This is a genomic window from Stenotrophomonas sp. BIO128-Bstrain (assembly GCF_030128875.1).
In the GTDB taxonomy this organism is placed as follows: domain Bacteria; phylum Pseudomonadota; class Gammaproteobacteria; order Xanthomonadales; family Xanthomonadaceae; genus Stenotrophomonas; species Stenotrophomonas bentonitica_A.
In genome coordinates this window covers 2,176,204-2,201,316 of record NZ_CP124620.1, presented here as the reverse complement: position 1 = coordinate 2,201,316, position 25,113 = coordinate 2,176,204, and the positions used below count along the sequence as shown (strand labels likewise).

The following is a 25,113-nucleotide window of genomic DNA, read 5'->3' as shown; positions in this document are numbered from 1 at the left end:
ATGCGGATCGGCGTCGCATTCGTCAACGGTTTTTGTGAAGGTCTTCATTCAAATGAATGAAAAAGGCGCTCCACCACGGCTTCCGGCGTTTTCATCCAGGCGAAGTGATCGGCACGCGTGCCCAGCGCCTGCGCACTCAACACGCTGAGCTGCGCACGCATGCCGGGTATCTTGGCCAGCAGGGCCTGCATCGAGGAAGGCGGTGCCAGCCAGTCGTGATCCATCACCACGGCAGTGGCCTGGCCCTCCAGGGTGCGCATGCCGGCCTCCAGATCGGTCGCCATGCCCACCGCCGCATAGTGATTGTTGAGGCCCACGCGTGACCAGTCGCGGATCAGGCCGCGCGCTTCCGTGCCGCCGAAGCCGAGCCTCTTGCCGTGCAGGACCCCTTGGCGCTGGGCCAGCCAGGGCAGGAAGCGGTACACCAGCGGCAGCGCCCAGCCGCGCGGGGCGGGGAAGGTGCGCCAGTACGGCGTGCCGCTGGCGACCAGCCACACCCGTGCGAAGCGCTGCGGGTGCAACCCGCCGAAGCAGCAGGCCAGCTGACCGCCGAGGCTGTGGCCGCCGATGATCAGGGGCGTTACCGCGTCTTCGGGCATCTGGGCCAGGCTGGCCGGCAGGTCGTGTTCGAGGATCTCGCGATACCCCCAATCCTGCGTGCGCGACGGCCGCAGGCTGCTGCTGCCGTTGCCGCGCCACTCATGCAGGTACACCGCGATGCCACGCGCCGCGAGCGCATCGGCGTAGGGCAGGTAGTGGCGCGCGGCCACGCCCAGCGCCGGCAACCACAGCAGGCGTGCGCGTGGCTGCGTGGGCACGCGTGCCAGCAGTTCGAAGCGATGGCCATCGCCGGTCTGCACGGGCAGGGGAGAGGCGTCGATCATGCCGGGCGTGCCGCGCCGAAGTGGTCGATCACCAGCACCTCGCTGCGGCCCGGGTAGTAACCGCTCTGCAGGCCACGCGCGACGTAGTCGATGGCCGCTTCGCAGGCGTTGGGCAACGAGAGGCCCTGGCACAGCTGCGCGGCGATCGCCGAGGCCAACGTGCAGCCGGTGCCGTGCGCATCCACCGGCAACCGGGCGTGGATGAACTCGTCGCGGGTGACGCCGTCGAAGTAGCGATCGATCACGCGGCTGCCTTCATCCAGATGGCCGCCCTTGAGCAGTACCGCGCCGGCACCCAGCTCGAGCAGCGCGTCGGCGGCATCTTCGGCGTCTTCGGCGGTGACGATGCGGCGGCCGAGCAGCAGCTCGGCTTCCGGCGTGTTGGGCGTGAGCAGCGTGGCCAGTGGAACCAGGCGCGTGCGCATGGCCTCCAGGGCGGCGTCTTCAAGCAGTTTGGCACCGCTGGTGGCGACCATCACCGGATCCAGCACGACGTGCGGCGGGCGGTGCTTTTCCAGCGCGTCGGCCACCAGGCCGATCACCTCGGCATTGGCGAGCATGCCCAGCTTCACCGCATGGATATCGAAATCGGCGAAGCAGGCGTCGATCTGCGCCTGCAGGAACTCCAGTGGCGGCACGTGCACGGCGGTGACGCCGCGGGTGTTCTGTGCGGTCAGCGCGGCAATCGCCGAAAGGCCATGTACGCGATGGGCGGCGAAGGCCTTCAGGTCGGCCTGGATGCCTGCGCCACCGCCGGAATCGGAGCCGGCGATGGTCAGGGCGGAAACGGGGCTGGAAGGCGTCATGCCTGGATTGTGCAATGTTTGCCGCCGTATTGCTGCCGTGCCGTCAGCGCGCCCGCAGCAGCGCCCACTGCCGGTACAGCACGTAGCCCAGCCCGGTGCCGCCGGTCAGCAGGGCAGGCGCCAGCAGCGCGTCGTAACCGAAGCGCAGGAACAACCCGGCGCCGATCACGCCGCCGGCCAGGAAACCGCTGACGATCAGGCCGCTCAGGGTCAGCCGCCGGATCGGCAGTGGCAGGCCGCGCAACAGGTGACCCAGGCCGATGCCCAGGTCGGTGAACATGCCGCTGAGATGGGTGGTGCGCACCACCGCACCGCTGAACGTGGTCGCCATCGCGTTCTGCAGGCCGCAGGCCATCGCCGCCGCGAGCGCGCCCCAGATCTGCTGCTGTTTGAACAAGGGGATCGCGATCAGCAGCAACAGCGATTCCAGCGCCAGCACCACGCCATAGCGGCGCCCCAGCTGCAGGCCGCTGTCCTGGATGATCACGCCGCTGAGCGTGGCACCCACGCAGAAGGCGATCAGCAGTCCCCACAGATGCCCGACCACGCGCCAGTCGCGCTGGGCCAGTGCCATGCCGAGCTGGCTGGTGGTGCCGGTCATGTGGCTGACCGCCTGGTGCTCGAAGCCGAGGAAGCCGACCACGTTGACCATTCCGGCCACGCAGGACAGCGCGATCGCGCCGATCCAGACCCAGGTGGGCAGCCGGATGCTCATCCGGCGCGTGTGGTCGGGGTCACGGCACGATCAACGGCCCGCAGGCGGGCCGTTGAACTGCACATCCGAGAAACTGCCGCTGGCCGGATCGAACACCGCGCCCCAGAACTGCGCGCCGCCATCGCAGACCCGGATCGCATCGCGCGCCGGGTCGATATCGGCATCGTCGGGCAGATGGAAGGCGTTGAGATAGATCAGCTGGCGGCCGTCCATTTCGATGCCCACGTATTGGCGATCGAAATCGGCCGCCTTGGGCACCTGCGCCTCCAGCGACGGCAACTGGGCTTCCAGCTGTTCGACCTGTTGGCGGCTGGGGGCCCAGTAGCCGGTGACGCGCCCCGGCTCGCGGCCGGGGCTGGAGCGTGAGCAGGTATCCAGAACCTGGGCGGCGACGACCGGTCGCGTCACCACCCAGGACTGGCCGGTCTTGACCGCGGTCGGGACGCTGGCGCCCGGCCGTGTATTGGCAGGCGTGCAGGCGGCCGCCAGCGCAGCAAGCGCCAGCGGCAGGACCGCACGGGACAGGAAACGGCTCACAACACCTCCGAAGCGTAATCGGCCAGGCGCGAACGCTCGCCACGGCGCAGCGTGATGTGCGCGCTGTGCGGCCAGTTCTTGAAGCGGTCCACCGCGTAGGTCAGGCCCGAGGTGGTCTCGGTCAGGTACGGGGTATCGATCTGTTCCACGTTGCCCAGGCAGACGATCTTGGTGCCGGGGCCGGCACGGGTGATCAGGGTCTTCATCTGCTTGGGAGTGAGGTTCTGCGCTTCATCCAGGATCAGATAACGCGACAGGAACGTGCGGCCACGCATGAAGTTCAGCGAGCGGATCTTGATCCGGCTGGCGATCAGGTCGTTGGTCGCCGCACGGCCCCACGCGCCGCCTTCCTGGGTATGCGTGAGCACTTCCAGGTTGTCGGTCAGCGCGCCCATCCACGGCGTCATCTTTTCTTCCTCGGTACCGGGCAGGAAGCCGATGTCCTCGCCGACGCTGACCGTGGCGCGGGTCATGATGATCTCGCGGTAGCGCTGCTGGTCCATGGTCTGGGCCAGGCCGGCGGCCAGCGCCAGCAGGGTCTTGCCGGTACCGGCGGTGCCGAGCAGGGTGACGAAATCGATCTCCGGGTCCATCAGCGCGTTGAGGGCGAAGTTCTGCTCGCGGTTGCGCGCGCTGATGCCCCACACCGCGTGGCTGCCGTGGCGGAAATCGTTGACCAGCGACAGCGTGATCTTCTCACCGTCTACCTTGGCCACGCGCAGTTCGACTTCATCGTCGCCCGGCAGGTAGGCGTACTGGTTGGGATGCCAGTTCTCGTCTTCGCTGGCGATGATTTCGTAACTGGTGCGTCCCTTGTCGCTCCAGCTGCGCAGGTTGTCGGTGTGTTTCTTCCAGAAGTCTTCCGGCAGCTCGGTGGCGCCGGTGTAGAGCAGGCTGAAATCGTCGAGCGCGCGGTCGTTTTCGTAGTCTTCGGAGACGATGCCGGCAATGGCCGCCTTGATCCGCAGGTTGATGTCCTTGGAAACGAACACCACCGGAATCTCCGGGACCTGCTCCTTCAGGGCCAGGATCGCGCCGAGGATGGCGTTGTCGGGAATGACCGCGCCGAAGCTCTTGCCGGCGTCGAAGTGGCTGGTCTGGAAGCGCAGCAGGCCCACGCTCTGCTTGCCGCGCAGCTGCAGCCCGTTCGGGCGCTGCAGTGGAATGCCGTCGGCCAGGTTCTCCAGGCCCGAAGCCTGCACCAGTTCATTGAGGAAACGGCTGACCTGGCGCGCGTTGCGGCTGGCCTCGGTGGTGCCCTTCTTGCCGTTGTCCAGCTCTTCGATCACCTGCATCGGCAGGTAGACATCATGCTCCTCGAACTTGAACAGCGCGGTCGGATCGTGCATGAGCACGTTGGTATCCAGTACGTAGATGCGCTTGCCTCGGGTCATCGTCAATTCCTGGTGGCAGAACAGGGACAAGCCATCACGACCTGCGGGGCAGGGTGATGGCCATTGGGGGTGCCGGGGTGGTCACTGGGTTTTCGCGGCCTTCAGGGCTTCAAGGACGGTGTCTGCGTGGCCGGCCACTTTGACCTTGCGCCACGCCTGCACGATACGACTGTCCGGCGAAATGAGGAAGGTGCTGCGCTCGATGCCGCGCACCTGCTTGCCGTACATGTTCTTCAGCTTGATCACGTCGAACGCGGTGCACAGTGCTTCATCGCCATCGCTGATGAGCGGGAAGGCGAAGCCCTGCTTGGCGCAGAAGTTGTCGTGGGATTTGACCGAATCGCGGGAAACGCCGAACACGCGGGCGCCGGCCTGGGTGAACTGCGGGAGCAGTGCGTTGAAATCGATGCCCTCGGTGGTGCAGCCCGGGGTGCTGTCCTTGGGGTAGAAGTACAGTACCAGCCACTGGCCGGCCAGATCGCCGAGGGTGGTGGTCTCGCCGCCGGACAACGCCAGCGGCAGTGCGAGGGTGGTGCTGTCCAGGGTGTCGCCGTCGTTCATGGGTTCCTTTCCGGATCCTGGGGTAGATCTACTACAACTGCATGAAACCCCGCGCGCCCGTGACGAGCGCGCGAAACATCAGAACTTCATCGGGTCCATGATCGCATCGAGGTTGAGGTGATCGCAGAACTCGAGGAAATCATCGCGCAGCGCAGCGATGTGCATGTTGGCCGGCACACCGATCGTGACCTGCGCGGAGAACATTTCCGCACCGGTCTGCATCGCGCGGTAACGCGTGCTCTGCAGGTTTTCGATGGTGATGCCCTGGCGGTCGAAGAAATCGGCCAGCTGGAACAGGATCCCCGGCTTGTCGGCGGCGATCACTTCCACGATGTAGGGCAGCAGGTTGGACTGGGCCTGCTTGGCACCGGTGCGGTACCAGACCAGCTTCAGGCCTTCCTCACGCTCCAGCCGGGTCAGCATCGCCTCCAGCTTGGCCACCGAGTCCCACGAGCCGGTGGCCAGGGCGGTGACGGAGACGTCGCGGCCGACCGTGGCCAGGCGGGCATCGACCAGATTGCAGCCACTGTCGGCGATACGCCGGGTCACAGGCAGCAGGGGGGACTCCGGATGCGTCGTATAGGCGTTGATCAGGAGGTGGTTTTCGGTCGGCGCAGGCCGCGGCGTGGTGTCGGTCAAGATGGTTCCGGGTGATGCAAGGTGAGTCTGAACGGCCGGACGAGGGCACGTTCGCCGGAGTCCAGCATACTTGCCCGCGCTTTCGACCCGCAAGTAACATGCAACGTACATCTGGCCGGCGTTTACGCAGGCACGGTGCCCCCTTTCTTCCGAGCACGATGTCCTTGTCCCTTTCCGGTCTCATCACCGCGCTGGCGACGCCCTTCCAGGCGAACGGCGCATTGGATCCCGACGGTTGGCAGCGCTTGCTGCATCTGCAACTGGAGGGTGGTGTTCACGGGGTGGTGGTGGCCGGTTCGACCGGTGAAGCCGCGGCCCTGTCCGACGACGAATACGACCAGTTGCTGCGCAGTGCGGTCAAAACCGTCGCCGGGCGCATCCCGGTACTGGCCGGCACCGGCCTGTCCGGGACGGCCAAAACGATCGAGCAGACCCGCCGGGCGGCCGCCAATGGCGCCACGCACGCGCTGGTGGTGACCCCGCCGTACGTGCGCCCCACCCAGGAAGGCCTGATCGCGCATTACCGCGCGGTGGCCGACCAGGGCGGCCTGCCGGTCATCCTGTACAACGTGCCCGGCCGCACCGGCTGCGACATGCTGCCCGCGACCGTGGCCGAGCTGGCCAGCCACCCGAACATCGTCGGCATCAAGGAAGCGGTGGGCGATATCGGCCGCGTGCATGCCCTGCTGGCCCTGCGTTCGCCGGATTTCGCCATCCTCAGTGGTGACGACGGCACGGCCGCGCGCTCGATCCTGTCCGGCGTGGACGGCCTGATCTCGGTCGGTTCCAACGCCTTGCCGGGTGCCTACCGGCGGATGTGCGACCTGGCAGCGGCCGGTGAGCGCGAGGCGACCGAGTCGTGGGATGCCCGTCTGGAGCCCTTCCATGAATTCTGCGGCGTGGAGTCCAACCCGATCCCGGTGAAGGACCTGCTGCGCCGGATCGGCATTGGTGACGGCCTGCGCCTGCCGCTGCTGCCCCTGTCCGCGGCCCACCACGCCGCTGCCGAACACCTGGCCACCGATATCGGTGCGCTGGAAGCACTATCCAACCACTGACCACAGTGGTCACCCAGGAGATTCCCATGCGTCAATCCGTTTCCGCCATCCGCGTGCTGTCCTTCGCGATCCTGGCTACCGCCACCCTCGTCGGCACCACCGGTTGCTTCAAGCGCGGTGCCAAGGGCGACTACGCCCTGGCCCCGGAAGTGCGTCCGCTGGAAGTGCCGCCGGATCTGAACGTCCCGGCCGGCCAGGCCGCCGCCACCGCCGCCACCAGCTCCACGCTGGCCTCGCAGTCTGCGCGTCCGGCGCCGTCCTCGACCCAGGCACCGGCCAACAATGCCGGGTTCACTGTGCCGGGCACCAAGGAAGAGGTGTTCGCCAAGGTCGGCACCGCGCTGGAGTCCGTTGAAGGCGTGAAGATCGCCAGCAAGGCACAGTTGCTGGGTTCCTATGACGTGGCCTTCGAAGGCAGCGACTTCCTGGTCCGCGTGGTGGCCGTCGATGCCGGCGCCTATGTGTCGGCCGTGGATCCGCGTGGCCTGCCGGCGACCGCCGCCGCGCCGACCAAGCTGCTGGGTGAGCTGAAGGCGAAGCTGGCTCCGTAAAAGCGCCAGCGGCCGGCCCGGCCGCTGGCCGGGGCAGGCACGCATCGCGTGCCGTCCGGGCCGGGCCTGGATGGCAGCAGAGCGAGGAGCAGCCGGCCAGCGGCCGGCACTACCGAAGCTGCGGGTCAGAGAAACGAAAAGGGCGCCCTCGGCGCCCTTTTTGTTGCCGCCAGCGCCGGAAGGCTCAGCGTTCCAGCAGCTTCAGCTTGTCCGGCTTGCCGTCCCATTCGCCGGCGTCGGCAGGCGGGTCCTTGCGCACGGTCAGCACCGGCCAGGCCTGGGCCAGTTCGGCGTTCAGGGCGACGAACACTTCCTGCCCGGCGGGCACGTCGTCTTCAGGGAAGATCGCGTTGACCGGGCACTCCGGTTCGCACAGGGTGCAGTCGATGCACTCATCCGGGTCGATCACCAGGAAGTTGGGGCCTTCGTGGAAGCAATCCACGGGGCACACTTCCACGCAATCGGTGTGTTTGCACTTGATGCAGTTTTCAGTGACGACGAAAGGCATGGGGAAATCCGGCGTTAAGCCGACCAATTCTAGAACAGGTTGTGCCTGAATGCTGGGGCCGTGCGCTCAGCCGAGCAGGGCGCGCTGCCGCGCAAGACGGTACAGGCCCCGCGCCGCAAGGCTTTCAGGCGCATCGACGGGGGTCCTGTCGAGCACCTTCAGCGCGTGGGCATAGCGCGTGGTCAGCGTGGTACTGCCCACCAGGTGCACCTCGGCCCCGGGCGCGGCCAGGTCGCGGATTTCATGACCGAGCAACAGGCCGGAGAGATAGGAGGGGGCGGCCGAAGGCGCGAGTCGCTCGAACAGGCCCAACGCACGCACGCCGAACAGGTGGTGCAGCAGGCCACCGGCATCGCCGCTGCGCTGCACGCCTTGGGCGAAGGCGATGGCATCGAAACCATCGCCGTCGTCCATCAGGCGGCCGAGCAGGCTGTGCTGGCGCAGCAGCGCGAACACCTCGCCGGTCATGGCGGTCGCAAAACCGGTGATCGCCCCATCGTGCAGCGTTGCCCACTTGCTGTGCGTACCAGGCAGGCAGACATGGGCGTGGCCTGCGCGGGTGTCCAGGCCGAACAATTGGGTTTCTTCGCCGCGCATCACATCCGGCGTCCCGCCCGCGCCCTGGACGGCCACGCCAGGCACGAACCAGAGATCACGGCCAGGCAGCCGTGCATCGTGGTGCAACTGCAGCGCTGCGGCGAGATCGGCCAGCCCGGCCGGGCAGGGCAGGTAGGCCTGCTCGATCCAGCCATTGCGGCTGCCGATCATCCCGCTGAGCAGGATCGTGCTGTCCGGCCAGCCATCGACCAGCCCGGCCAGCACGTCGGCGTAGTTGCCATCGCAGTGCAGTATTCCGCGCGCACTGGCGCGCTGCTCAAGGGTGGCGCCGTGCTGGTCCAGCCGGTAGCCGCGCAGGCTGCTGCTGCCCCAGTCAACGGCGATCATCCGCGGATCCGGCTCTCGGGCAGGCCAGGCTGCGCCTGGCGCGCGGCGAACAGGCTGCCGGCGTGCGTGCTTGCGGCCAATTCCTCCGGCGTGTGGTCCAGCCGCGAGCTGATCACGTACAAGGTACGCAGGTCATTGCCGCCGAAAGCCACGCAGGTGGGGTGTTTGACCGGCACCGGCTGGACCTGCAGCAGGGTGCCATCGGGTGCATAGCAGCTGACCTGGCGCGCGCGCCATTGCGCGTTCCAGACCCGTCCGGCCGCATCGACGGCCGAGCCATCCGGTTCGGCCGCCGTATCGGCCAGGGCGGTGAATTCGCGCACGTTGCGGGTGCTGGCCTGCTCGGGGTCGTAATCGCAGGCCATGATCCGCGGCGATACCGAGTCGCACCAGTACATCGTGCGGCCATCCAGGCTGAAGCTGATCGCGTTGGAAATCACGATGCCCGGCAGCGGCAGCTCGCGCAGGCCGTGGCGGGTGGAGTACTGGTAGAAGCGGCCATCGGCAGCGCGCTCGGGGTGCTCGTTCATGGTGCCGAACACGAAATTGCCGTGACGATCGGCGCGGCCATCATTGCTGCGGGTATAGGGCTTGTAGGGCTCCACATCGGCAAGCCACTGCAGGGGCAGGGTGTCGTCGGTGGCGCTGGCAAGATCTGCGCGGTGCAGCGAGCTGACCAACGCCACCAGCAAGGTGCCGTCGTCGAACAGGCCGATGCAGCCGGGGCGGTCAGGCAGCACCCAGTAGCGGCGGGTGCCGCGCGCGGGGTGGTGCTCCCACAGCCGGCGCTCGGCGATGTCGATCCACAACACGCTCTGCCGCTGTTCGCACCAGAGCACGCCTTCGCCATGGGTGCAGCGGCTGTCCACCACCAGCGTGGCCGGGGCCAGCTCAACGCTCATCGCCACTCACCATTCGGCAACGGAGCCGTCGCTGTGGCGCCAGATCGGGTTGCGCCAGTCAGGCGGGTTTTCATGGGCATGGCGCAGGCGCTCCTCATCGATTTCCACACCCAGCCCGGGTTTGGGCAGGGCGGCGATGCTGCCATGGTCGCAGTGGAAGTCGTCCTTGTTCAACACGTAATCGAGCAGATCGGCGCCCTGGTTGTAGTGGATGCCGATGCTCTGTTCCTGCAGCACCGCGTTGTGCGAGACGAAATCCAACTGCAGGCAGGCCGCGAGCGCGACCGGGCCCAGCGGGCAGTGCGGCGCGAGCGCGACATCGTAGGCTTCGGCCATCGCCGCGATCTTCAGACACTCGGTGAGGCCACCGGCATGCGAGAGATCCGGTTGCAGCAAGGACAGACCGCCGTTGGCGAGGACCTGCTTGAATTCGAAGCGCGAGTACATGCGCTCACCGGCCGCCAGTGGAATCGAGGTGGCCGCGGCCAGGCGCGGGTAGTACTCGGCCTGCTCCGGAAGGACCGGCTCTTCAACGAACAGTGGCCGGTATGGCTCCAGTTCCTTGAGCAGGACCCGGGCCATCGGTGCGCCCACCCGGCCATGGAAATCCACGCCGAAATCGATGCTGTCGCCGAATGCATCGCGCAGCGCGGCGACCTTGGCGATGGCGGCATCCACGCGGCGGGGGCTGTCCAGCAGCTGCATCTCTTCAGTGCCGTTGAACTTGAACGTATCAAAGCCGAGCGCGCGGTACCGATGTACCTGCTCGACCAGATCGGCCGGCCGGTCGCCGCCCACCCAGCGGTAGGTCTTCATGCGATCGCGCACCAGGCCCCCCAGCAACTGGTAGACCGGCACGCCGAGCGCCTTGCCCTTGATGTCCCACAGCGCCTGGTCGATGCCGGCGATGGCGCTCATCAGGATCGCGCCGCCGCGGTAGAAGCCGCCGCGGTACATCGTCTGCCACAGGTCGTTGATCCGGGCCGGGTCCTTGCCGATCAGATACGCCGACAGCTCATGCACGGCGGCGTCCACCGTGCGTGCGCGGCCTTCGATCACCGGTTCGCCCCAGCCGACGATGCCCTCGTCGGTCTCGATCTTCAGGAACAGCCAACGCGGTGCGGCGTGATAGGTAACCAGTCGGGTGATCTTCATCCGTGCGTAGTCCGGTAGGCCTGGAGGAACGCCTGGGCCTGCTCGCGGGTACGCTGCAGCGGCTGGGCGGGTTGATAGAGATCGCCCCCGATCCCGGCACCGACCGCACCGGCGGCGAGGTAGCTGGCGAGGGAGTCCGGGGTCACGCCGCCGACCACGTACAACGGCAGCTCGCGCGGCAATACCGAGCGCAGGGCGCGCACGTGGCCCGGGCCATAGGTGGCCGCCGGGAACAGCTTGAGCATCTGCGCACCGGCATCGATCGCATCGAATGCCTCGCTGGCGGTGGCGAACCCGGCCATCACCTGCAGGCCCCGATCCACCGCGTGGCGGATCAGCGCCGGCCGCGTGTTGGGGGTGACGATGAAGCGTGCTCCGATCTCCACCAATGCGTCCACCTGCTGTTCGCGCAGCACGGTGCCGCCCCCGATCCAGGCCTGTGCACCGAACGCGCGCTGCGCGCCGGCGATGCTGTCTTCCCAGCGTGGCGAGTTCAGCGGGACTTCGATCGCATCGAAGCCGGCATCCACCAGTGCGCCGACGTGAGCGAGGGTGTCTTCGGGGGTGATGCCGCGCAGGATCGCGACAAGCGGCAGATGGAAGGTCGGTGCGGTCATGATTACTCGTGGTAAAGCTGGGAACGGCCACCGTCGATCAGGATGTCGGTGGCATTGATGAAGCGGGCTTCGTCACTGGCCAGGAACAGCGCGGTATGCGCCACCTCGCCGGGCTCGCCGATGCGCTTGCAGGGCAGCAGCTGCTCCTGTGCGTGGCGCGTGGCCGCCGGGTCGGCGCTGTTGGCGAACCAGGCTTCGATCCGCGGCACCAGGATCAGCCCCGGCGAAATCGAGTTCACCCGGATGCCCTGCGCCGCATACTCGATGCCCAGCGCTTTGCTCAGCCCGATCAGCCCATGCTTGGCGACCGGGTAGGGGAAGGCGTGCGGGATGATGCGGTGGCCATGCACCGAGGCGATGTTGACGATGGAACCGGCCTGCTGCGCCAGCATCGCCGGCAGCACTGCGCGGCACACGTTCCAGGCGCCTTTGAGGTTGAGGTCCAGGCAGCGTTCCCACTGTGCGTCTTCCAGCTGCAGTGGGTCGGCGAAGACATCGGCCCCGGCATTGTTGACCAGCACGTCCACGCGGCCATGCTCGGCGCGGATGGCCTCTACCAGGGCACGCACGGCGGCGGCATCGGTGATGTCGGCCAGGCGATGGTCGATCCGGGCATCCACGGCATGCGGTGGATTGAGATCCAGTCCGATCACCCGGGCGCCGTGCTCGGCGAACAGCGCGGCGGTGGCCGCACCGATGCCGCTGGCCGCGCCGGTCACCAGCGCGATCTTGTCCTGCAGTCGTTTACTCATCGAACAGTGTGTCCAGGGGAGCCAACGGCAGACGGTACGACAAAGCGGGGACGGACAAAGCAGGCTCCAGGAATCGGCGGGCGCGGGGGGGCGCTGGCGGGCTGGCAGCCGGGGGCGGCGCAACCATACGATCAGGGTTGCGTGCGAAGGTATTCTTATCAAATGAAATTTTTCGGGATATCTATTCCACCGTCGAATACCGTGATTCAATGCGGCGATCAACGCAGAACGGATGTGTGATGACGACCGCGCCTGGCCCCTGGACAAATGCCTCCCGGCTCAAGACCCGGCATTTGATGTTGTTGCTGCACCTGCATGAACATGGTTCGGTCCTGCGCGCGGCCGAGGCCGCCGCCATGACCCAGCCGGCCGCGTCCAAGCTGCTGGCGGAGATGGAAGACATGCTCGGGGTGAAACTGTTCGAGCGCCATGCCCGCGGCGTGGAGCCGACCTGGTACGGCCACGTGCTGATCCGGCGCGCACGCTCGGCAATGTCCGAGATCGGGCGGGCCACGGAGGAGATCGCCGCGCTGCGCAGCGGGCATCGGGGCCAGGTGTCGATCGGCACCGTCGTCAACCCGGGCACCAACCTGGTGCCACAGGCGATCGCCGAGGTGAAGCGCGAGTTCCCGGACATCCTGATCCGGGTCGAGATGGACTACAGCCGGCCCCTGGTGGCCCGTCTGCTGGACGGCCAGCTGGACCTGGTGATCGGCCGGATCCTCGGGCCGGAGGGTGCGGCGGACCTGGCCTTCGAAGCGCTGGCCGATGAACCGCATTCGGTGATCGCCCGTGCCGGCCATCCGCTGGCCAACCGCGATGATCTGCACCATGCCGATCTGGCCCGGCATGGCTGGATCCTGCCCCCGGCCGACAGCGTGCTGCGCGCGCGGCTGGACGCGCTGTTCCTGGAACAGGGCCTGCCGATCCCGCAGAACATCATCGAGACCAGTTCATTGCCGGTGATGACCAGCCTGCTGCGCGGCAGCGATCTGCTCGCCGCGCTGCCGGTGGAATCGGTGGCGCCCTACATCCAGGCCAAGCTGCTGACCGTGCTGCCGATCGATGTGGGCGTCCGCATGGAATCGTTCGGGATCATCTACCGGCGCGGCCACGTGCTGCCGCCCGCCGCCGAACGCATGCTGTTGGCCCTGCGTACCACCGCGCGCTGGCTGTATCCGGGGCTCCGCGGGAGCGGCTGACACGGGCCGGGCCCCTGCTGGTATAGGCACCGTGAATGGTATTCTCCGAAGGAATACATCCGGCCCAATATTTTATTGGCATGGAATGGCTCCCGCTGCCTAAGCTGCCCGCCAGCTACCACCCCTCACGAGGGTGGCCGCGATGATCCCCGGGTCGGTTCCACCGGTGTCGGGGTCACCTTAAAACCTGATTGTTACAGGCAGCGCCGCCTTCGCAGCGCTGTCCACCGTCAGCACATGTGTCCTGGGAGGGAAACATCATGTCAGTACGTTGTTGCCGTGGGGCGACAGGCGCATCCGTGCCTGCACGCACCCCCACCGCTGTGCGCCGCCGCGCGCTGGCGGTCTGCGTTTCGATGCTGGTTGCCGGCCAGGCCATGGCGCAACAGAGTGATATCCAGGACACCACCGCGGCGACCCAGCTGGACACCGTCCAGGTGACCGGCACCCGCAGCAGCGTGACCCGTGCCCAGCAGATCAAACAGAATGCCGAGCAGATCGTGGATTCGATCGTGGCCGAGGACATCGGCAAGCTGCCCGACAACAATGTCGCCGAGGCACTGCAGCGCATCTCCGGTATCCAGATCACCCGCAACTACGGCGAGGGCAGCACGATCGCCATCCGTGGCCTGACCCAGGTGCGCACCGAGCTCAACGGGCGTGACATCTTCACCGCCAATGACGGTCGCGGCCTGAGCTTCGAGGATGTGTCGGCCGAGCTGCTCGGTGGCGTCAATGTCTACAAGAATCCGTCGGCGGAAATGATCGAAGGTGGCCTCGGTGGCACCGTCGACCTGCGTACGCGGCTGCCCTTCGATTACGAGGGCCGCAAAATCGCCGGCAGCCTGCAGTACAACCATTACGATCTGGCCGATGACAGCAAGCCCGCGTTCTCGGGCATGTTCAGCGACCGCTGGCAGACCGGCATCGGCGAAGTCGGCCTGCTGGTGAACTACTCGCAGCAGACCAGCCCGTTCCGCCAGGACACGATCTCGCTGGAGCCCTGGTATTCGCAGACGGACCTGCCCGGCTTCGAAGGGACCGAGGTATTCGTCCCGCATGGAGCCGGCGTCAACACCACCGTGGGTGAGCGCAAGCGCCGCACCGGCGCGGTGGCGCTGCAATGGCGTCCGCGCGATGACATCGAGGTGCAGGCGCAGGTGCTGCGCTCGGACTACGATTTCCGCTGGCAGGACTATTCCTTCTTCGCCTACAGCGGCGGCGATGCCATGCAGGGCGCGCGCGATATCGTGGTCAACGACCGCAACGAACTGGTCAGTGGCGTATTCCAGAATACCCCGGCCGATTCCAACACCAGCCTGACCCAGCGCAAGTCGATCACCACCGACTACTCGCTCGGCGCGAAGTGGACGGTGAGCCCGAGCCTGACCCTGAGCACCGATGTCCAGTACGTCGATGCCACCACCAAGGGGACGCGCTACATCGTGGGCACCGGCATGAACGCCACGCCGTTCTACACGATCGACCTCAGTGGCGACCTGCCGTACCTGGCGGTGACCGATGCAGTGGGCAACCAGGGATACCTCACCGATCCGGCCAACTACGTCGGCTGGAAGTTCCACCTGGACAACAAGGACGACAACAAGGGCACCGAGTTCGCGTGGCGCTCGGACATGGACCTGGCGTTCGAGGACGGCTTCGCCCGCAGCTTCAAGGCCGGCGTGCGCTACACCGACCGCAAGGCCGAGAACCAGGGCAATGTCTGGCGCTTCATGTGGCTGGGCGCGCCGTTCGCCGATTTCCCGAACGTGGGCCTGGTGCCGAACCCGATCACCGACTTCTTCCGCGGCAAAAGCTACACCTTCGGGCCGACCCTGAGTGCCTCCGATGCCGCGGTGGAGAATTACGAGCAGACCCTGGCCGCGTTCGGTGCCGATCCGCTGGAATTCTCACCGAACAACATCAACAACCAGCGCGAAAAGACCTACGCCGCGTACGGCGTCCTTCGCTTCGGTGCGGATGACTGGGGCGTCCCGTTCGATGGCAACATCGGGGTGCGCGTGGTGCGGACCGAGGTGACCTCCGACGGCGTGCGTACCGGGACCGACAGCGAAGGCGGTGGCCTGCTGCCGGTCAATGTCGAGCAGTCCTACACCGATGTGCTGCCCAGCCTCAACCTGCGCTGGATGTTCACCGACCAGCTGCAGCTGCGCTTTGCCGCCTCCAAGGGCATTTCGCGCCCGGGCTTCGACAAGCTCAACCCGAACCTGAGCCTGAGCGCGGCCGATGCCGGGGGGGGCGTGACCCGGCGCACCGGTTCGGCCGGCAATCCCAACCTCAAGCCGATGGAGGCCACCCAGTTCGATACGTCGCTGGAGTGGTACTTCGGCCAAGGCTCGATGATGTACGGCACCGCCTTCTACAAGAAGGTCGATGGGTTCATCGCCAACGCGGTGTTCAACGAGGTCTACGCCGGCGAGAACTGGGAGATCACCCGCCCGGTGAATGGCGATGACGGCAAGATCAAGGGCGTGGAGGTGGGCTACACCCAGTTCTTCGACTTCCTGCCGGGCTGGATGAGCCATTTCGGCCTGCAGACCAACTACACCTATGTCGACTCCAAGGCGCCCAGCCCGAATGCCACCGATACCAATGGCAGCCAGTTGGTGGTGCCGCTGGAGGGGCTCTCCAAGAACAGCTACAACGTCATCCTCAGCTATGAAGTCCCGCGTTTCCAGGCGCGCGTGGCCTACAACTGGCGCAGCGACTGGCTGATCACCACGGCCGGCAACGGCACCGGCAACCTGCCTGTCTACAACAAGGGCTTTGGCCAGCTGGACGCCTCGCTGCGGTTCAACATCAACGAGGTGTGGTCGGTGTCGCTGGACGGCATGAACCTGCTCGATACCCGCAACGAAAGCTACCTGGGCTACACCACGCGCTACCGCGACTTCGTGATCAACGATCGTCGCTACGGCATCACCCTGCGCGCCAGCCTGTAACGCGTGACCGTCTGCGGGCCTTCCTGCTTCGTGGCACCTCCCCAGCACGAAGCAGGGAGGACCGCAGCTTCTGTTCCAGGCGTGTGGCCATTGGGCCGCATGCCGCTCCACCGGGAGGCCCGTGCATGACCCCCGCCGATTGGCTGATCTGGACCGTGCGCGCATCGGTCCGCCCGCGTCACTGCCGGGCAGGGTGGCTGGTGCTGCTGCTGGCCGTGTTTCCGGTTCTCGCCACCGCGGCGCCCTACCAGTGGCGCAACGTGGCCATCGGTGGCGGTGGCTTCGTGACCGGGCTCGTCTTCCATCCGGCCGAACCGGACCTGCTGTACGCGCGCACCGATGTCGGCGGTGCCTACCGTTGGGATCAGGCCAGCGGCCGCTGGAGCGCGTTGACCGACGGGCTCGGTCGTGACGATGCCAATCTCACCGGTATCGAAAGCCTGGCCGTGGACCCGCGCGACCCGCAGCGTGTCTATCTGGCCGCAGGCACCTATACCAACCCCCGCGTGGGCAATGGCGCGATCCTGCGTTCGTCCGATCGGGGGGCCACGTTCGCGCGCACCGATCTTCCCTTCAAACTCGGTGGCAACGAGCTTTCGCGCGGCAATGGCGAGCGACTGGCCGTAGACCCCCATCAAGGCGGCATTCTCCTGCTCGGCTCACGCAGCAATGGCCTGTGGCGCAGTGACGACCATGGTGCGCACTGGCAGGAAGTGACGACCTTCCCGGCGATCGCGCGCAGCGCGCAGGCCAGCGCGCCGGCCTGGAACGGCACGCAGCAGATCGGCATCGTGTTCGTGCAGTTCGATGCGCGCAGTGGCCGCGCTGGCAGCCCTACACCGGTGATCTACGCTGGCGTATCGACGACGACGGGCCCGGCGATTTTCCGCTCCACGGATGGTGGGCGCGCCTGGCAGCCACTGCCCGGGCAACCGACCGGTCTGCGTCCCACCCGCATGGCGCAGGGCAGCGACGGTCGCCTCTACATCGCCTATGCGGATCTGCCCGGCCCGGACCGCATGGGCAACGGGGCGCTGTGGCGTTTCGACATCAAGCAGGCTCGGTGGCAGGACATCAGCCCGGTGCCGCAATCCAGCGACACCCAGGGCGATGGCTTCGGCTGGGGCGCGGTCGCGGTGGAGGCCGGCAACCCGGACGTGGTGATGGCCAGCACCTTCAACCGTTTCGGACCGCACGACGATATCTTCCGTAGTACCGATGGCGGTCGCAGCTGGACACCGGTCATCGCGGGCGCGAGGTTCGACCACGGCAACGCGCCATGGACCGCACACGCCTCGCCGCACTGGATGGCCGACGTGCAGATCGATCCGTTCGATCCGCGCCGGGTGCTGTTCGTCACCGGCTACGGCCTGTGGGCGAGCCGCGATGTCCGCGCGGCCGATCACGGCCAGCCCGTGCAGTGGTGGTTCCAGAATGATGGGTTGGAAGAAACGGTCCCGCTGGACCTGGTCAGCCCGGGGCAGGGCGCGCACCTGCTGAGCGCGCTGGGCGACATCGATGGCTTCCGCCACGATGACCTGACCGTGTCGCCATTGCAGTACGCCGGTCCGCGCCTGACCAACAGCGAGAGCATCGACGCTGCCGCGCAGTCACCTTCCCACGTGGTGCGCAGCGGCACCGTGCGCCATCGCCTGCATGACGAGGTCCGTGCGGCCTGGTCGAACGATGGTGGGCGTACGTGGCAGGCGTTCGTCAGCGAACCGCCGGACGGCGAGGGCGCGGGCCGCATCCGCATCGGCAGCGATGGCGGCCGGGTGCTGTGGCACACGTTGCGCGGCAGCCATTGGTACACCGATGACCACGGCCGGCATTGGCAGGCCGTGCGCGGCCTGCCCAACACTGCCGTGGTGGTCGCGGACACCCGCTCGCCTGCGCACTGGTATGGGTACGACGCCGCCAGCGGCGCGTTGCTGCGCAGCGACGATGGTGGCGCCTCGTTCGTCGCCGACCGCGTACGCCTGGCGCCGGCCCCGGTGCTGACGGCCGAGCTGCGCGCGGATCCACAGCAAGGTGGGCTGGTGTATGTCGGTGCCGGTCCGCAGGGGCTGCTACGCTGGCGCGCTGGTGATCTGCAGCGCGTGGCGGGGGTGGATGCGGTTCACAGCCTCGGCGTCGGCAAGGGTGCCCCGGGTCGTGACGTTGCCAGCCTGTTCGTTGCGGGCACCGTCGAGGGCGTCCATGGGCTCTTCCGTTCCGATGACGGCGGTGCCCGGTGGCTGCGCATCGATGACGCCGCGCACCAGTTCGGGCAGATTCAACGCGTCACCGGGGATCCGCGCCTGCATGGGCGCGTCTACTTCGCCACCGGTGGGCGCGGCATCGTCTATGGAGATCCACAATGAAACGAGCGTGTGCGCTGGCGGTATCGCTGTGGATGGTCACCGCCGCCGTGCAGGCCGAGCCGGTCCTGCCGCGGATGTTCGCCGACGGCATGGTGCTGCAGCGTGACCAGCCGCTGCCGGTGTGGGGTACGGCCACGCCCGGCGCACGCCTGCAGGTCGGCATCGACGGCGAACGTGCCAGTACCACGGTCGGTACGGACGGTAGCTGGAAGGTCGTGCTGCCGCCGCACGCGGCCGGTGGCCCATTCCAGCTGGAGATCACGGGCGACGGGCGCGCGCTGCAGGTGCGCGATGTCCTGTTCGGCGATGTCTGGCTGGCCAGCGGTCAGTCCAACATGGAATGGCCGCTGCACGATACGCAGGACGCGGCGGCGGCCGTCGCCGCTGCGAGCGACGCGCAGCTGCGTCATTTCAAGATTCCCAAATCCTGGTCCGGGCAGCCGGAAACCACACTGGCCGGTGGCCGCTGGCTGCCGGCGTCCCCCGCCAACGCGGGGAGCTTCTCCGCGGTCGCGTACTACTTCGCGCGCGAGCTGCGGCAGCACGCCGGGGTGCCGATCGGCATCATCGACAGCACCTGGGGCGGCAGCACCATCGAAGCCTGGATGCCCGCCGCGCTGCAGGACATTGATGCAGGCGCGCTGGCCACGCGCATGCAGGCGCAACGCGAGACGGATGCACGCACCCTGGCCAAGGTGCGCCAACGCCTTGCGCAGTGGCACACCTTTGACGAGCAGCCGCAGTGGGCCGCAGCCCGGTTCGACGACCGCGACTGGGAAGCCGCCACGCTCCCGGGACTATGGGAAACCGGCGGCTATGCCGGCATGGACGGGATCGGCTGGTACCGTGCCGAGTTCACCCTGAGCGCGGCGCAGGCTGCGCAGGCCGGCACCCTTGGAGTCGGGCGGATCGATGATTCGGACCGCACCTTCGTCAATGGCGTGCAGGTCGGCGCGACGACGATGGCCTGGAACACACCGCGTGTGTATCCGCTGCCCGCCGGCCAACTGCAGGCCGGCCGCAACGTGGTTGCGGTGCGGGTCGAGGACCTGGGCGGTGGCGGTGGTATCCACGGTGAGCCGTCCGAACTGTTCGTGCGCCTGGCCGATGGCAGCCAGGTGCCGCTGCAAGGCTGGCGTTTCCGTCCCGGCAAGGTGACGGTCGCCCTGGACGATGACAAGAACCAGACCCCGACGCTACTGTACAACCGCATGATCCACCCGTTGCCGCCATTCCCGATCAAGGGGGTGATCTGGTACCAGGGCGAGAGCAATGCCACCGATGCCGGAGCGCTGGCCTATCGGGATCAGTTCAAGGCCTTGATCCAGCAGTGGCGGCAGGACTGGAACGCACCGGCGCTGCCGTTTGTCTGGGTGCAGCTGGCCAGCTTCGGCGCGGGCGCCGATCACGGTGAGCAGAGCCCGTGGGCGTTGCTGCGCGAGTCGCAGTCGGCGGCGCTGTCGCTGCCGCATACCGCGCAGGTGGTGAGCATCGACCTGGGCAATGCGACGGATATCCATCCGCGCAACAAGCGCGATGTCGGCGCACGCCTGGCGCTGGCCGCCCGGCACGCGGCGTATGGCGAAACGCTGACGTACAGCGGTCCGGTGCAGCGCGACGTCCGCTTCGATCGCGGCCAGGCCGTCATCACCTTCGATCCGATGGGCAGTGTGCTGGCGGTGCGCGGCGGTGGGATGCAGGTACAGGGCTTCACTGTGGCCGGTGCCGACCGCCGGTTCCACGCTGCACAGGCGCGAATCGATGGTGATCGCGTGATTGTCCACAGCGAGGCGGTCGCCACGCCGGTGGCAGTGCGCTATGCCTGGCGGGAGAACCCCGCCGACGCCAACCTGATCAATTCGCAACAGCTGCCGGCGTCGCCGTTCCGCAGCGATACCTGGTGACCACAAGGACCCCGTGCATGTCTCCGACCACATACCCGCTTCCGCTGTTCCCGCGCCGCCTGCTGCTGCCGGCTGCCTTGCTCTGCGTGCTTGCGGCCTGTGAGCAGGCACCGACGCCGACACCGGCCGATGGCGCCACGGCTGCACAGCCTTCCGCGACAGGCAAACCGGCGACGAACGATGACGCCAGGCAGGCGCCGATCCCGCAGTTCACCAGCAAGGATGGCAGGCACGCGCTGCTGGTGGATGGCGAGCCCTTCCTGGTGCTGGGCGCGCAGGTCAACAACTCCAGCAACTACGCGGCGGCGCTGGAGGCAGTGTGGCCGGCGGTGAAGATCATCGGGGCCAACACGGTGCAGGTGCCGATCGCCTGGGAACAGATCGAGCCGGAGGAGGGCAAGTTCGATTTCACCTTCGTCGATACGCTGCTGCAGCAGGCGCGTGAACACGACGTGCGCTTGGTGCTGCTGTGGTTTGCCACCTGGAAGAACAACGGCCCGGCGTACGCGCCGCGCTGGGTGAAGACCGATAACACCCGCTTCCCCCGCGTGATCACCCGCGACGGGCGCAGCATCGGTTCGCTGTCGCCGCACGCCCCGGCCACGCTGGAGGCGGATCGCAGGGCCTTCGTTGCCTTCATGCAGCATCTCAAGGCGGCCGATCCACAGCGCACGGTGATCATGGTGCAGCCGGAGAACGAGCCGGGCACCTATGGCAGCGTCCGCGATTTCTCGCCGATGGCGCAGCAACTGTTCGACGGCCCGGTGCCGGCCGAGCTGCTGCGCAAGCTCGGCAAACCGGCCGGTACCTGGGCCCAGGTATTCGGCGCGGACGCCGACGAATTCTTCCATGCCTGGTCGATCGGGCGCTTCATCGACCAGGTCACCGAAGCGGGCAAGGCGGTGTATCCGTTGCCGATGTACGTCAACGGCGCATTGCGCGGGCCGTTCAACCCCGGCCAGCCGGGCCAGTACGCCAGCGGCGGCCCGACCGACAACGTGCTCGATGTGTGGAAGGCCGCCGGGCCCCATATCGATTTCCTGGCCCCGGACATCTACATGCCCGAGTACCGCATGTACACCACGGTGCTGGAGCGCTATGCGCGGCCCGACAATGCGCTGTTCGTCGCCGAGACCGGCAACGCGCCACCGTATGCACGCTACCTGTTCCCGACGCTGGGCCATGACGGCATCGGCTGGTCCACGTTCGGCATCGATTTCAGCCACTACAGCAACTATCCGCTGGGCGCGAAGACGGTGGACGAGGCAACACTGGCGCCGTTCGCCACGGGCTTCCAGCTGGTCAGCCTGGGCATGCGCCAGTTCGCTAAGGCCTCGGCCGAAGGCAAGCTGCATGGCGTGGCCGAAGAAGCCGGCCAGGCGGTGCAGGACCTACCGCTCAATGCGCGCTGGCGCGCCACCGTCACCTATGGCGTGCCGCAGTTCTGGTTCCAGGGCCAGCCGCCGGGCAATCCCGAGCCGATCGGCAGTGCGCTGATCGCCGAACTCGGCCCGGACGAATTCCTGATCACCGCCCAGCACGCGCGGGTCACCCTGCACCCGGCCGGAGAGGCCACCGCGAACATGGTGCTCGATCGTGTCGAGGAGGGGTTCTACAAGGATGGCCAGTGGCAGTTCCAGCGCAACTGGAACGGCGACCAGACCGATTACGGCTTGAACTTCACCACTGCGCCGCAGCTGCTCAAGGTCACGCTGGCGACGTATTGAACCGGGGGTGCCCGCACCCGCGCAACGAATGAGAAGGGAGCACTGAATGCGTTACATGAGCGTACTGAGCGTGCCGCTGCTGGCACTGCTGGCGTCACCGGCGATGGCCCAGAGCCATCGCGTGCTGGACAACGGTGTGGTGGTGGTGCCGGCCCAGGCCGGCGCGGCCCAGGTCCGACTGGAACTGGTGGACGACAACATCGTGCGGGTCAGCGCCGATCCGGACGGCGACTTCAAGCGCACCCCCAGCCTGATGCGTGTCCCCGTGCAGGGGAAGCCGCGCTTCACGGTGGAGCAGGGCGGCGGCAACGTGCGCCTGGTTGCCGCCGGCATCAGCGCGGAGATCTCCGAAGCCGATGGCCATGTCAGCTTCCGCGATGCCGAAGGCAAGCCGCTGCTGGCCGAGCGCGCCGGTGGCCGCAGCTTCAGCCCGCTCAGCGTGGAAGGCAAGGCGTACTACAGCGTGCGCCAGCGCTTCGAGTCACCCAGCGATGAGGCGATCTACGGGTTCGGCCAGCACCAGCAGGGCTGGATGAACCAGAAGGGGCGCGACGTCGAGCTGCTCCAGGGCAACATCGACATGGCGGTGCCGTTCATCGTCTCCAGCCGCAATTACGGTCTGCTCTGGGACAACAATGCGATCACCCGCCTGGGTGACCCGCGCGGGCTGCAGCCACTGCAGTCGTCCCTTCAGGTGTTCGATGCAAAGGGCAAGGCCGGCGCCTTGACCGCCCGCTACATCGTCGATGGCAAGACCCGCGTCGAGCGCCGCGAGCCGGAAGTGAACTACCAGTACATCAAGGACCTCACCGCGTTCCCGGCCAAGGGCAGGAACACGGCTGAGGGTGGGCGCTCGCAGGTGGTCTGGGACGGCGCGATCGAGGCGAAGACCGCCGGTCGCCATACCTTCTCCCTGTACGGCAGCGAATACATCAAGCTGTATGTGGACGGCAAGCTGGTGATCGACCGCTGGCGCCAGAACTGGAACCCGTGGCATCACGAGTTCGCGCTCGAACTCACGCCCGGCACCCGCCACCAGATCAAGGTCGAGTGGGACCTGATCGACCCCAGCTACATCGCGCTGCTGCACCGTGATCCGCTGCCGCAGGCCGAAGCGGCCGATCTCTCGCTGTGGTCCGAAGCCGGGCAGATGGTCGACTACTACGTGGTCGCCGGCGGCAACGCCGATCAGGTGATCGCCGGCTATCGCGAACTCACCGGCAAGGCCGTGATGCTGCCCAAGTGGGCGTACGGCTTCTGGCAGAGCCGCGAGCGTTACAAGAGCCAGGATGAACTCCTCGGCGTGCTGGACGAGTACCGCCGCCGCAAGCTGCCGATCGACAACATCGTACTGGACTGGTCGTACTGGCCGGAGGATGCCTGGGGCTCGCACGACTTCGATTCCACCCACTTCCCCGATCCGGATGGCATGGTCAAGCACATCCATGACCAGCACGCGCAGGTCATGATTTCGGTGTGGCCGAAGTTCTACCCGACCACGGCCAACTACAAGGAACTGGACGCGGCCGGCTTCATGTACCAGCGCAACGTCGAGGTGGGCGAGCTGGACTGGATCGGCAAGGGCTACAAGAACTCGTTCTATGATCCGTATGCGGCCAAGGCGCAGCAGATCTACTGGCGCCAGATCAACGAGAAGTTGAACAGCAAGGGCTTCGATGCCTGGTGGATGGACGCCGACGAACCGGACGTGCACTCCAATCTGGATATCGGTGAGCGCAAGGCACGTACCACGCCGACCGCGCTCGGCCCGTCCACCGAGTTCTTCAACTCGTATCCGCTGCCCCACACCCAGGGCGTGTATGAAGGGGACCGCGCCGCCGATGGCCAGCGTGTCTTCATCCTCTCGCGCAAGGGCTATGCCGGCACCCAGCGCAACGCCGTGGCGGTCTGGAGCGGGGACATCGTGTCGCGCTGGGATGACATGCTCGAGCAGGTCTCGGCCGGCGTGAATACCGCCATGTCCGGTCTGCCCAACTGGACCTTCGACATCGGCGGCTTCTCCACCGAGAAGCGGTATTCCGAAGAGGATCCGGCGCACCTGCCCGAGTGGCGCGAACTGAACACCCGCTGGTTCCAGTTCGGTGCGTTCGTGCCGCTGTTCCGCTCGCATGGGCAGTACCCGTTCCGTGAAATCTGGAACATCGCGCCGGAAGGCACGCCGTACTACGACAGCATGGTGTACTACAGCCGCCTGCGTTACACGCTGCTGCCCTACATCTACACCCTGGCCGCGGACACGTGGCACCGCGACGGCAGCATCATGCGCGGCCTGCCGATGGACTTCCCGTCGGATCCGGCGGTCCGGGACATCAACGACCAGTACCTGTTCGGGCCATCGCTTCTGGTCGCCCCGGTCACCACGTTCGGCGCGACCTCGCGCAAGGTGTACCTGCCGGCCGGCACCACCTGGCTGGATTACTACACCGGCCAGCGCCTGCAGGGTGGCCAGACCATCGAGGCGGCCGCGCCACTGGAACGCATCCCGCTGTACGTGCGCGCGGGCGCGATCGTTCCAACCGGCCCGGTGCAGCAGTACGTGGATGAGCAGCCGGATGCGCCGCTGACGGTGGTGGTCTACACCGGTGCGGACGGTGCCTTCTCGCTGTACGAGGACGACGGCCGCAGCTATGGCTATGAGAAGGGGCAGTTCAGTCGTATCCCGCTGCAGTGGAACCAGGCCACGCGCGAGCTGCGCATCGGCAAGCGCGAAGGCCAGTGGAAGGGCATGCAGGCGCAGCGCACGATCCAGGTCCGCTTTGTGGATGGACCACGTGCCGATGCCGGTGCGCTGGCCCCGACCATCGACCAGACCGTGCGCTACGACGGCAAGGCGGTGGTCGTGCCGCAGCGCAAGATGGCAGCCGCGCGCTGATCGCCTACGATGCGGATGACTACCGGTGGACATTTCG

21 protein-coding genes are annotated in these 25,113 nt (G+C 67.0%); 8 read left to right on the top strand and 13 right to left on the bottom strand.

Features of this window, described 5'->3' with window-relative positions; translation table 11 throughout:
* Positions 1–44: 44 nt before the first annotated feature.
* The 7 genes from POS15_RS09815 to POS15_RS09785 all read right to left on the bottom strand — a co-directional run bounded on the left by POS15_RS09815 (position 45) and on the right by POS15_RS09785 (position 5,536).
* Entirely contained in the window at positions 45–884 is an 840-nt protein-coding gene (locus POS15_RS09815; protein WP_284129593.1) for an alpha/beta fold hydrolase, read from the bottom strand.
* Positions 881–1,690 (bottom strand): bifunctional hydroxymethylpyrimidine kinase/phosphomethylpyrimidine kinase, encoded by an 810-nt coding sequence (gene thiD, locus POS15_RS09810; RefSeq protein ID WP_019183302.1) that lies wholly within the window; start codon positions 1,688–1,690, stop codon positions 881–883. Before thiD ends, POS15_RS09815 begins: the two co-directional genes overlap by 4 nt.
* Before the next feature lie 43 nt (positions 1,691–1,733).
* Positions 1,734–2,405: a YoaK family protein gene (locus POS15_RS09805; protein ID WP_019183301.1), complete on the bottom strand. Its 672-nt coding sequence runs from the start codon at positions 2,403–2,405 to the stop codon at positions 1,734–1,736.
* Positions 2,406–2,435: 30 nt separating this feature from the next.
* Positions 2,436–2,915 carry a hypothetical protein gene (locus POS15_RS09800; RefSeq protein ID WP_046273637.1) on the bottom strand — a complete coding sequence of 160 codons (480 nt, stop codon included), beginning with the start codon at positions 2,913–2,915 and terminating at the stop codon, positions 2,436–2,438.
* Between the two features lie 23 nt (positions 2,916–2,938).
* Entirely contained in the window at positions 2,939–4,336 is a 1,398-nt protein-coding gene (locus tag POS15_RS09795) for a PhoH family protein (protein WP_019183299.1), read from the bottom strand.
* A gap of 81 nt (positions 4,337–4,417) precedes the next feature.
* Positions 4,418–4,897 carry a peroxiredoxin gene (locus tag POS15_RS09790; RefSeq protein WP_019183298.1) on the bottom strand — a complete coding sequence of 160 codons (480 nt, stop codon included), beginning with the start codon at positions 4,895–4,897 and terminating at the stop codon, positions 4,418–4,420.
* A 78-nt stretch (positions 4,898–4,975) separates the two neighbouring features.
* On the bottom strand, positions 4,976–5,536 hold the full coding sequence (locus POS15_RS09785) for a glycine cleavage system protein R (protein ID WP_019183297.1): 561 nt from the start codon (positions 5,534–5,536) through the stop codon (positions 4,976–4,978).
* Positions 5,537–5,700: 164 nt separating this feature from the next.
* Between POS15_RS09785 and dapA the strand changes: the two genes are divergently transcribed.
* Both dapA and POS15_RS09775 read left to right on the top strand, forming a co-directional pair.
* Positions 5,701–6,594: a 4-hydroxy-tetrahydrodipicolinate synthase gene (gene dapA, locus POS15_RS09780; protein WP_026069793.1), complete on the top strand. Its 894-nt coding sequence runs from the start codon at positions 5,701–5,703 to the stop codon at positions 6,592–6,594.
* Positions 6,595–6,620: 26 nt separating this feature from the next.
* The gene (locus POS15_RS09775) at positions 6,621–7,145 is read left to right on the top strand and encodes a hypothetical protein (protein WP_019183295.1); all 525 of its coding nucleotides are present in this window, start codon (positions 6,621–6,623) and stop codon (positions 7,143–7,145) included.
* A gap of 184 nt (positions 7,146–7,329) precedes the next feature.
* On the opposite strand, the gene fdxA is transcribed toward POS15_RS09775, so the two are convergent.
* The 6 genes from fdxA to POS15_RS09745 all read right to left on the bottom strand — a co-directional run bounded on the left by fdxA (position 7,330) and on the right by POS15_RS09745 (position 12,024).
* A complete protein-coding gene (gene fdxA, locus POS15_RS09770; protein ID WP_019183294.1) occupies positions 7,330–7,653 on the bottom strand; it encodes a ferredoxin FdxA in 324 nt (107 codons plus the stop codon).
* Between the two features lie 66 nt (positions 7,654–7,719).
* Positions 7,720–8,598 carry a 2-dehydro-3-deoxygalactonokinase gene (locus tag POS15_RS09765; protein ID WP_284129592.1) on the bottom strand — a complete coding sequence of 293 codons (879 nt, stop codon included), beginning with the start codon at positions 8,596–8,598 and terminating at the stop codon, positions 7,720–7,722.
* Positions 8,595–9,500 carry an SMP-30/gluconolactonase/LRE family protein gene (locus POS15_RS09760; protein ID WP_284129591.1) on the bottom strand — a complete coding sequence of 302 codons (906 nt, stop codon included), beginning with the start codon at positions 9,498–9,500 and terminating at the stop codon, positions 8,595–8,597. Before POS15_RS09760 ends, POS15_RS09765 begins: the two co-directional genes overlap by 4 nt.
* Positions 9,501–9,506: 6 nt before the next feature.
* A complete protein-coding gene (gene dgoD / locus POS15_RS09755) occupies positions 9,507–10,655 on the bottom strand; it encodes a galactonate dehydratase (RefSeq protein ID WP_019183290.1) in 1,149 nt (382 codons plus the stop codon).
* A complete protein-coding gene (locus POS15_RS09750; RefSeq protein WP_019183289.1) occupies positions 10,652–11,272 on the bottom strand; it encodes a 2-dehydro-3-deoxy-6-phosphogalactonate aldolase in 621 nt (206 codons plus the stop codon). The genes dgoD and POS15_RS09750 overlap by 4 nt, the downstream gene beginning before the upstream one ends.
* 2 nt (positions 11,273–11,274) lie before the next feature.
* A complete protein-coding gene (locus tag POS15_RS09745; protein WP_019183288.1) occupies positions 11,275–12,024 on the bottom strand; it encodes an SDR family oxidoreductase in 750 nt (249 codons plus the stop codon).
* Between the two features lie 239 nt (positions 12,025–12,263).
* On the opposite strand from POS15_RS09745, the gene POS15_RS09740 reads away from it, so the two are divergent.
* The 6 genes from POS15_RS09740 to POS15_RS09715 all read left to right on the top strand — a co-directional run bounded on the left by POS15_RS09740 (position 12,264) and on the right by POS15_RS09715 (position 25,076).
* Positions 12,264–13,226: a LysR substrate-binding domain-containing protein gene (locus POS15_RS09740; protein WP_026069792.1), complete on the top strand. Its 963-nt coding sequence runs from the start codon at positions 12,264–12,266 to the stop codon at positions 13,224–13,226.
* Positions 13,227–13,582: 356 nt separating this feature from the next.
* Positions 13,583–16,189, top strand: coding sequence for a TonB-dependent receptor (locus tag POS15_RS09735; protein ID WP_237740292.1), 2,607 nt, complete (start codon positions 13,583–13,585; stop codon positions 16,187–16,189).
* Between the two features lie 125 nt (positions 16,190–16,314).
* On the top strand, positions 16,315–18,552 hold the full coding sequence (locus POS15_RS09730; protein WP_284129590.1) for an exo-alpha-sialidase: 2,238 nt from the start codon (positions 16,315–16,317) through the stop codon (positions 18,550–18,552).
* Positions 18,549–20,456 (top strand): sialate O-acetylesterase, encoded by a 1,908-nt coding sequence (locus tag POS15_RS09725; protein WP_284129589.1) that lies wholly within the window; start codon positions 18,549–18,551, stop codon positions 20,454–20,456. Before POS15_RS09730 ends, POS15_RS09725 begins: the two co-directional genes overlap by 4 nt.
* Before the next feature lie 17 nt (positions 20,457–20,473).
* Positions 20,474–22,183 (top strand): DUF5597 domain-containing protein, encoded by a 1,710-nt coding sequence (locus POS15_RS09720; RefSeq protein WP_284129588.1) that lies wholly within the window; start codon positions 20,474–20,476, stop codon positions 22,181–22,183.
* 46 nt (positions 22,184–22,229) lie between these two features.
* The gene (locus POS15_RS09715) at positions 22,230–25,076 is read left to right on the top strand and encodes a TIM-barrel domain-containing protein (RefSeq protein ID WP_284129587.1); all 2,847 of its coding nucleotides are present in this window, start codon (positions 22,230–22,232) and stop codon (positions 25,074–25,076) included.
* Positions 25,077–25,113 lie beyond the last annotated feature (37 nt).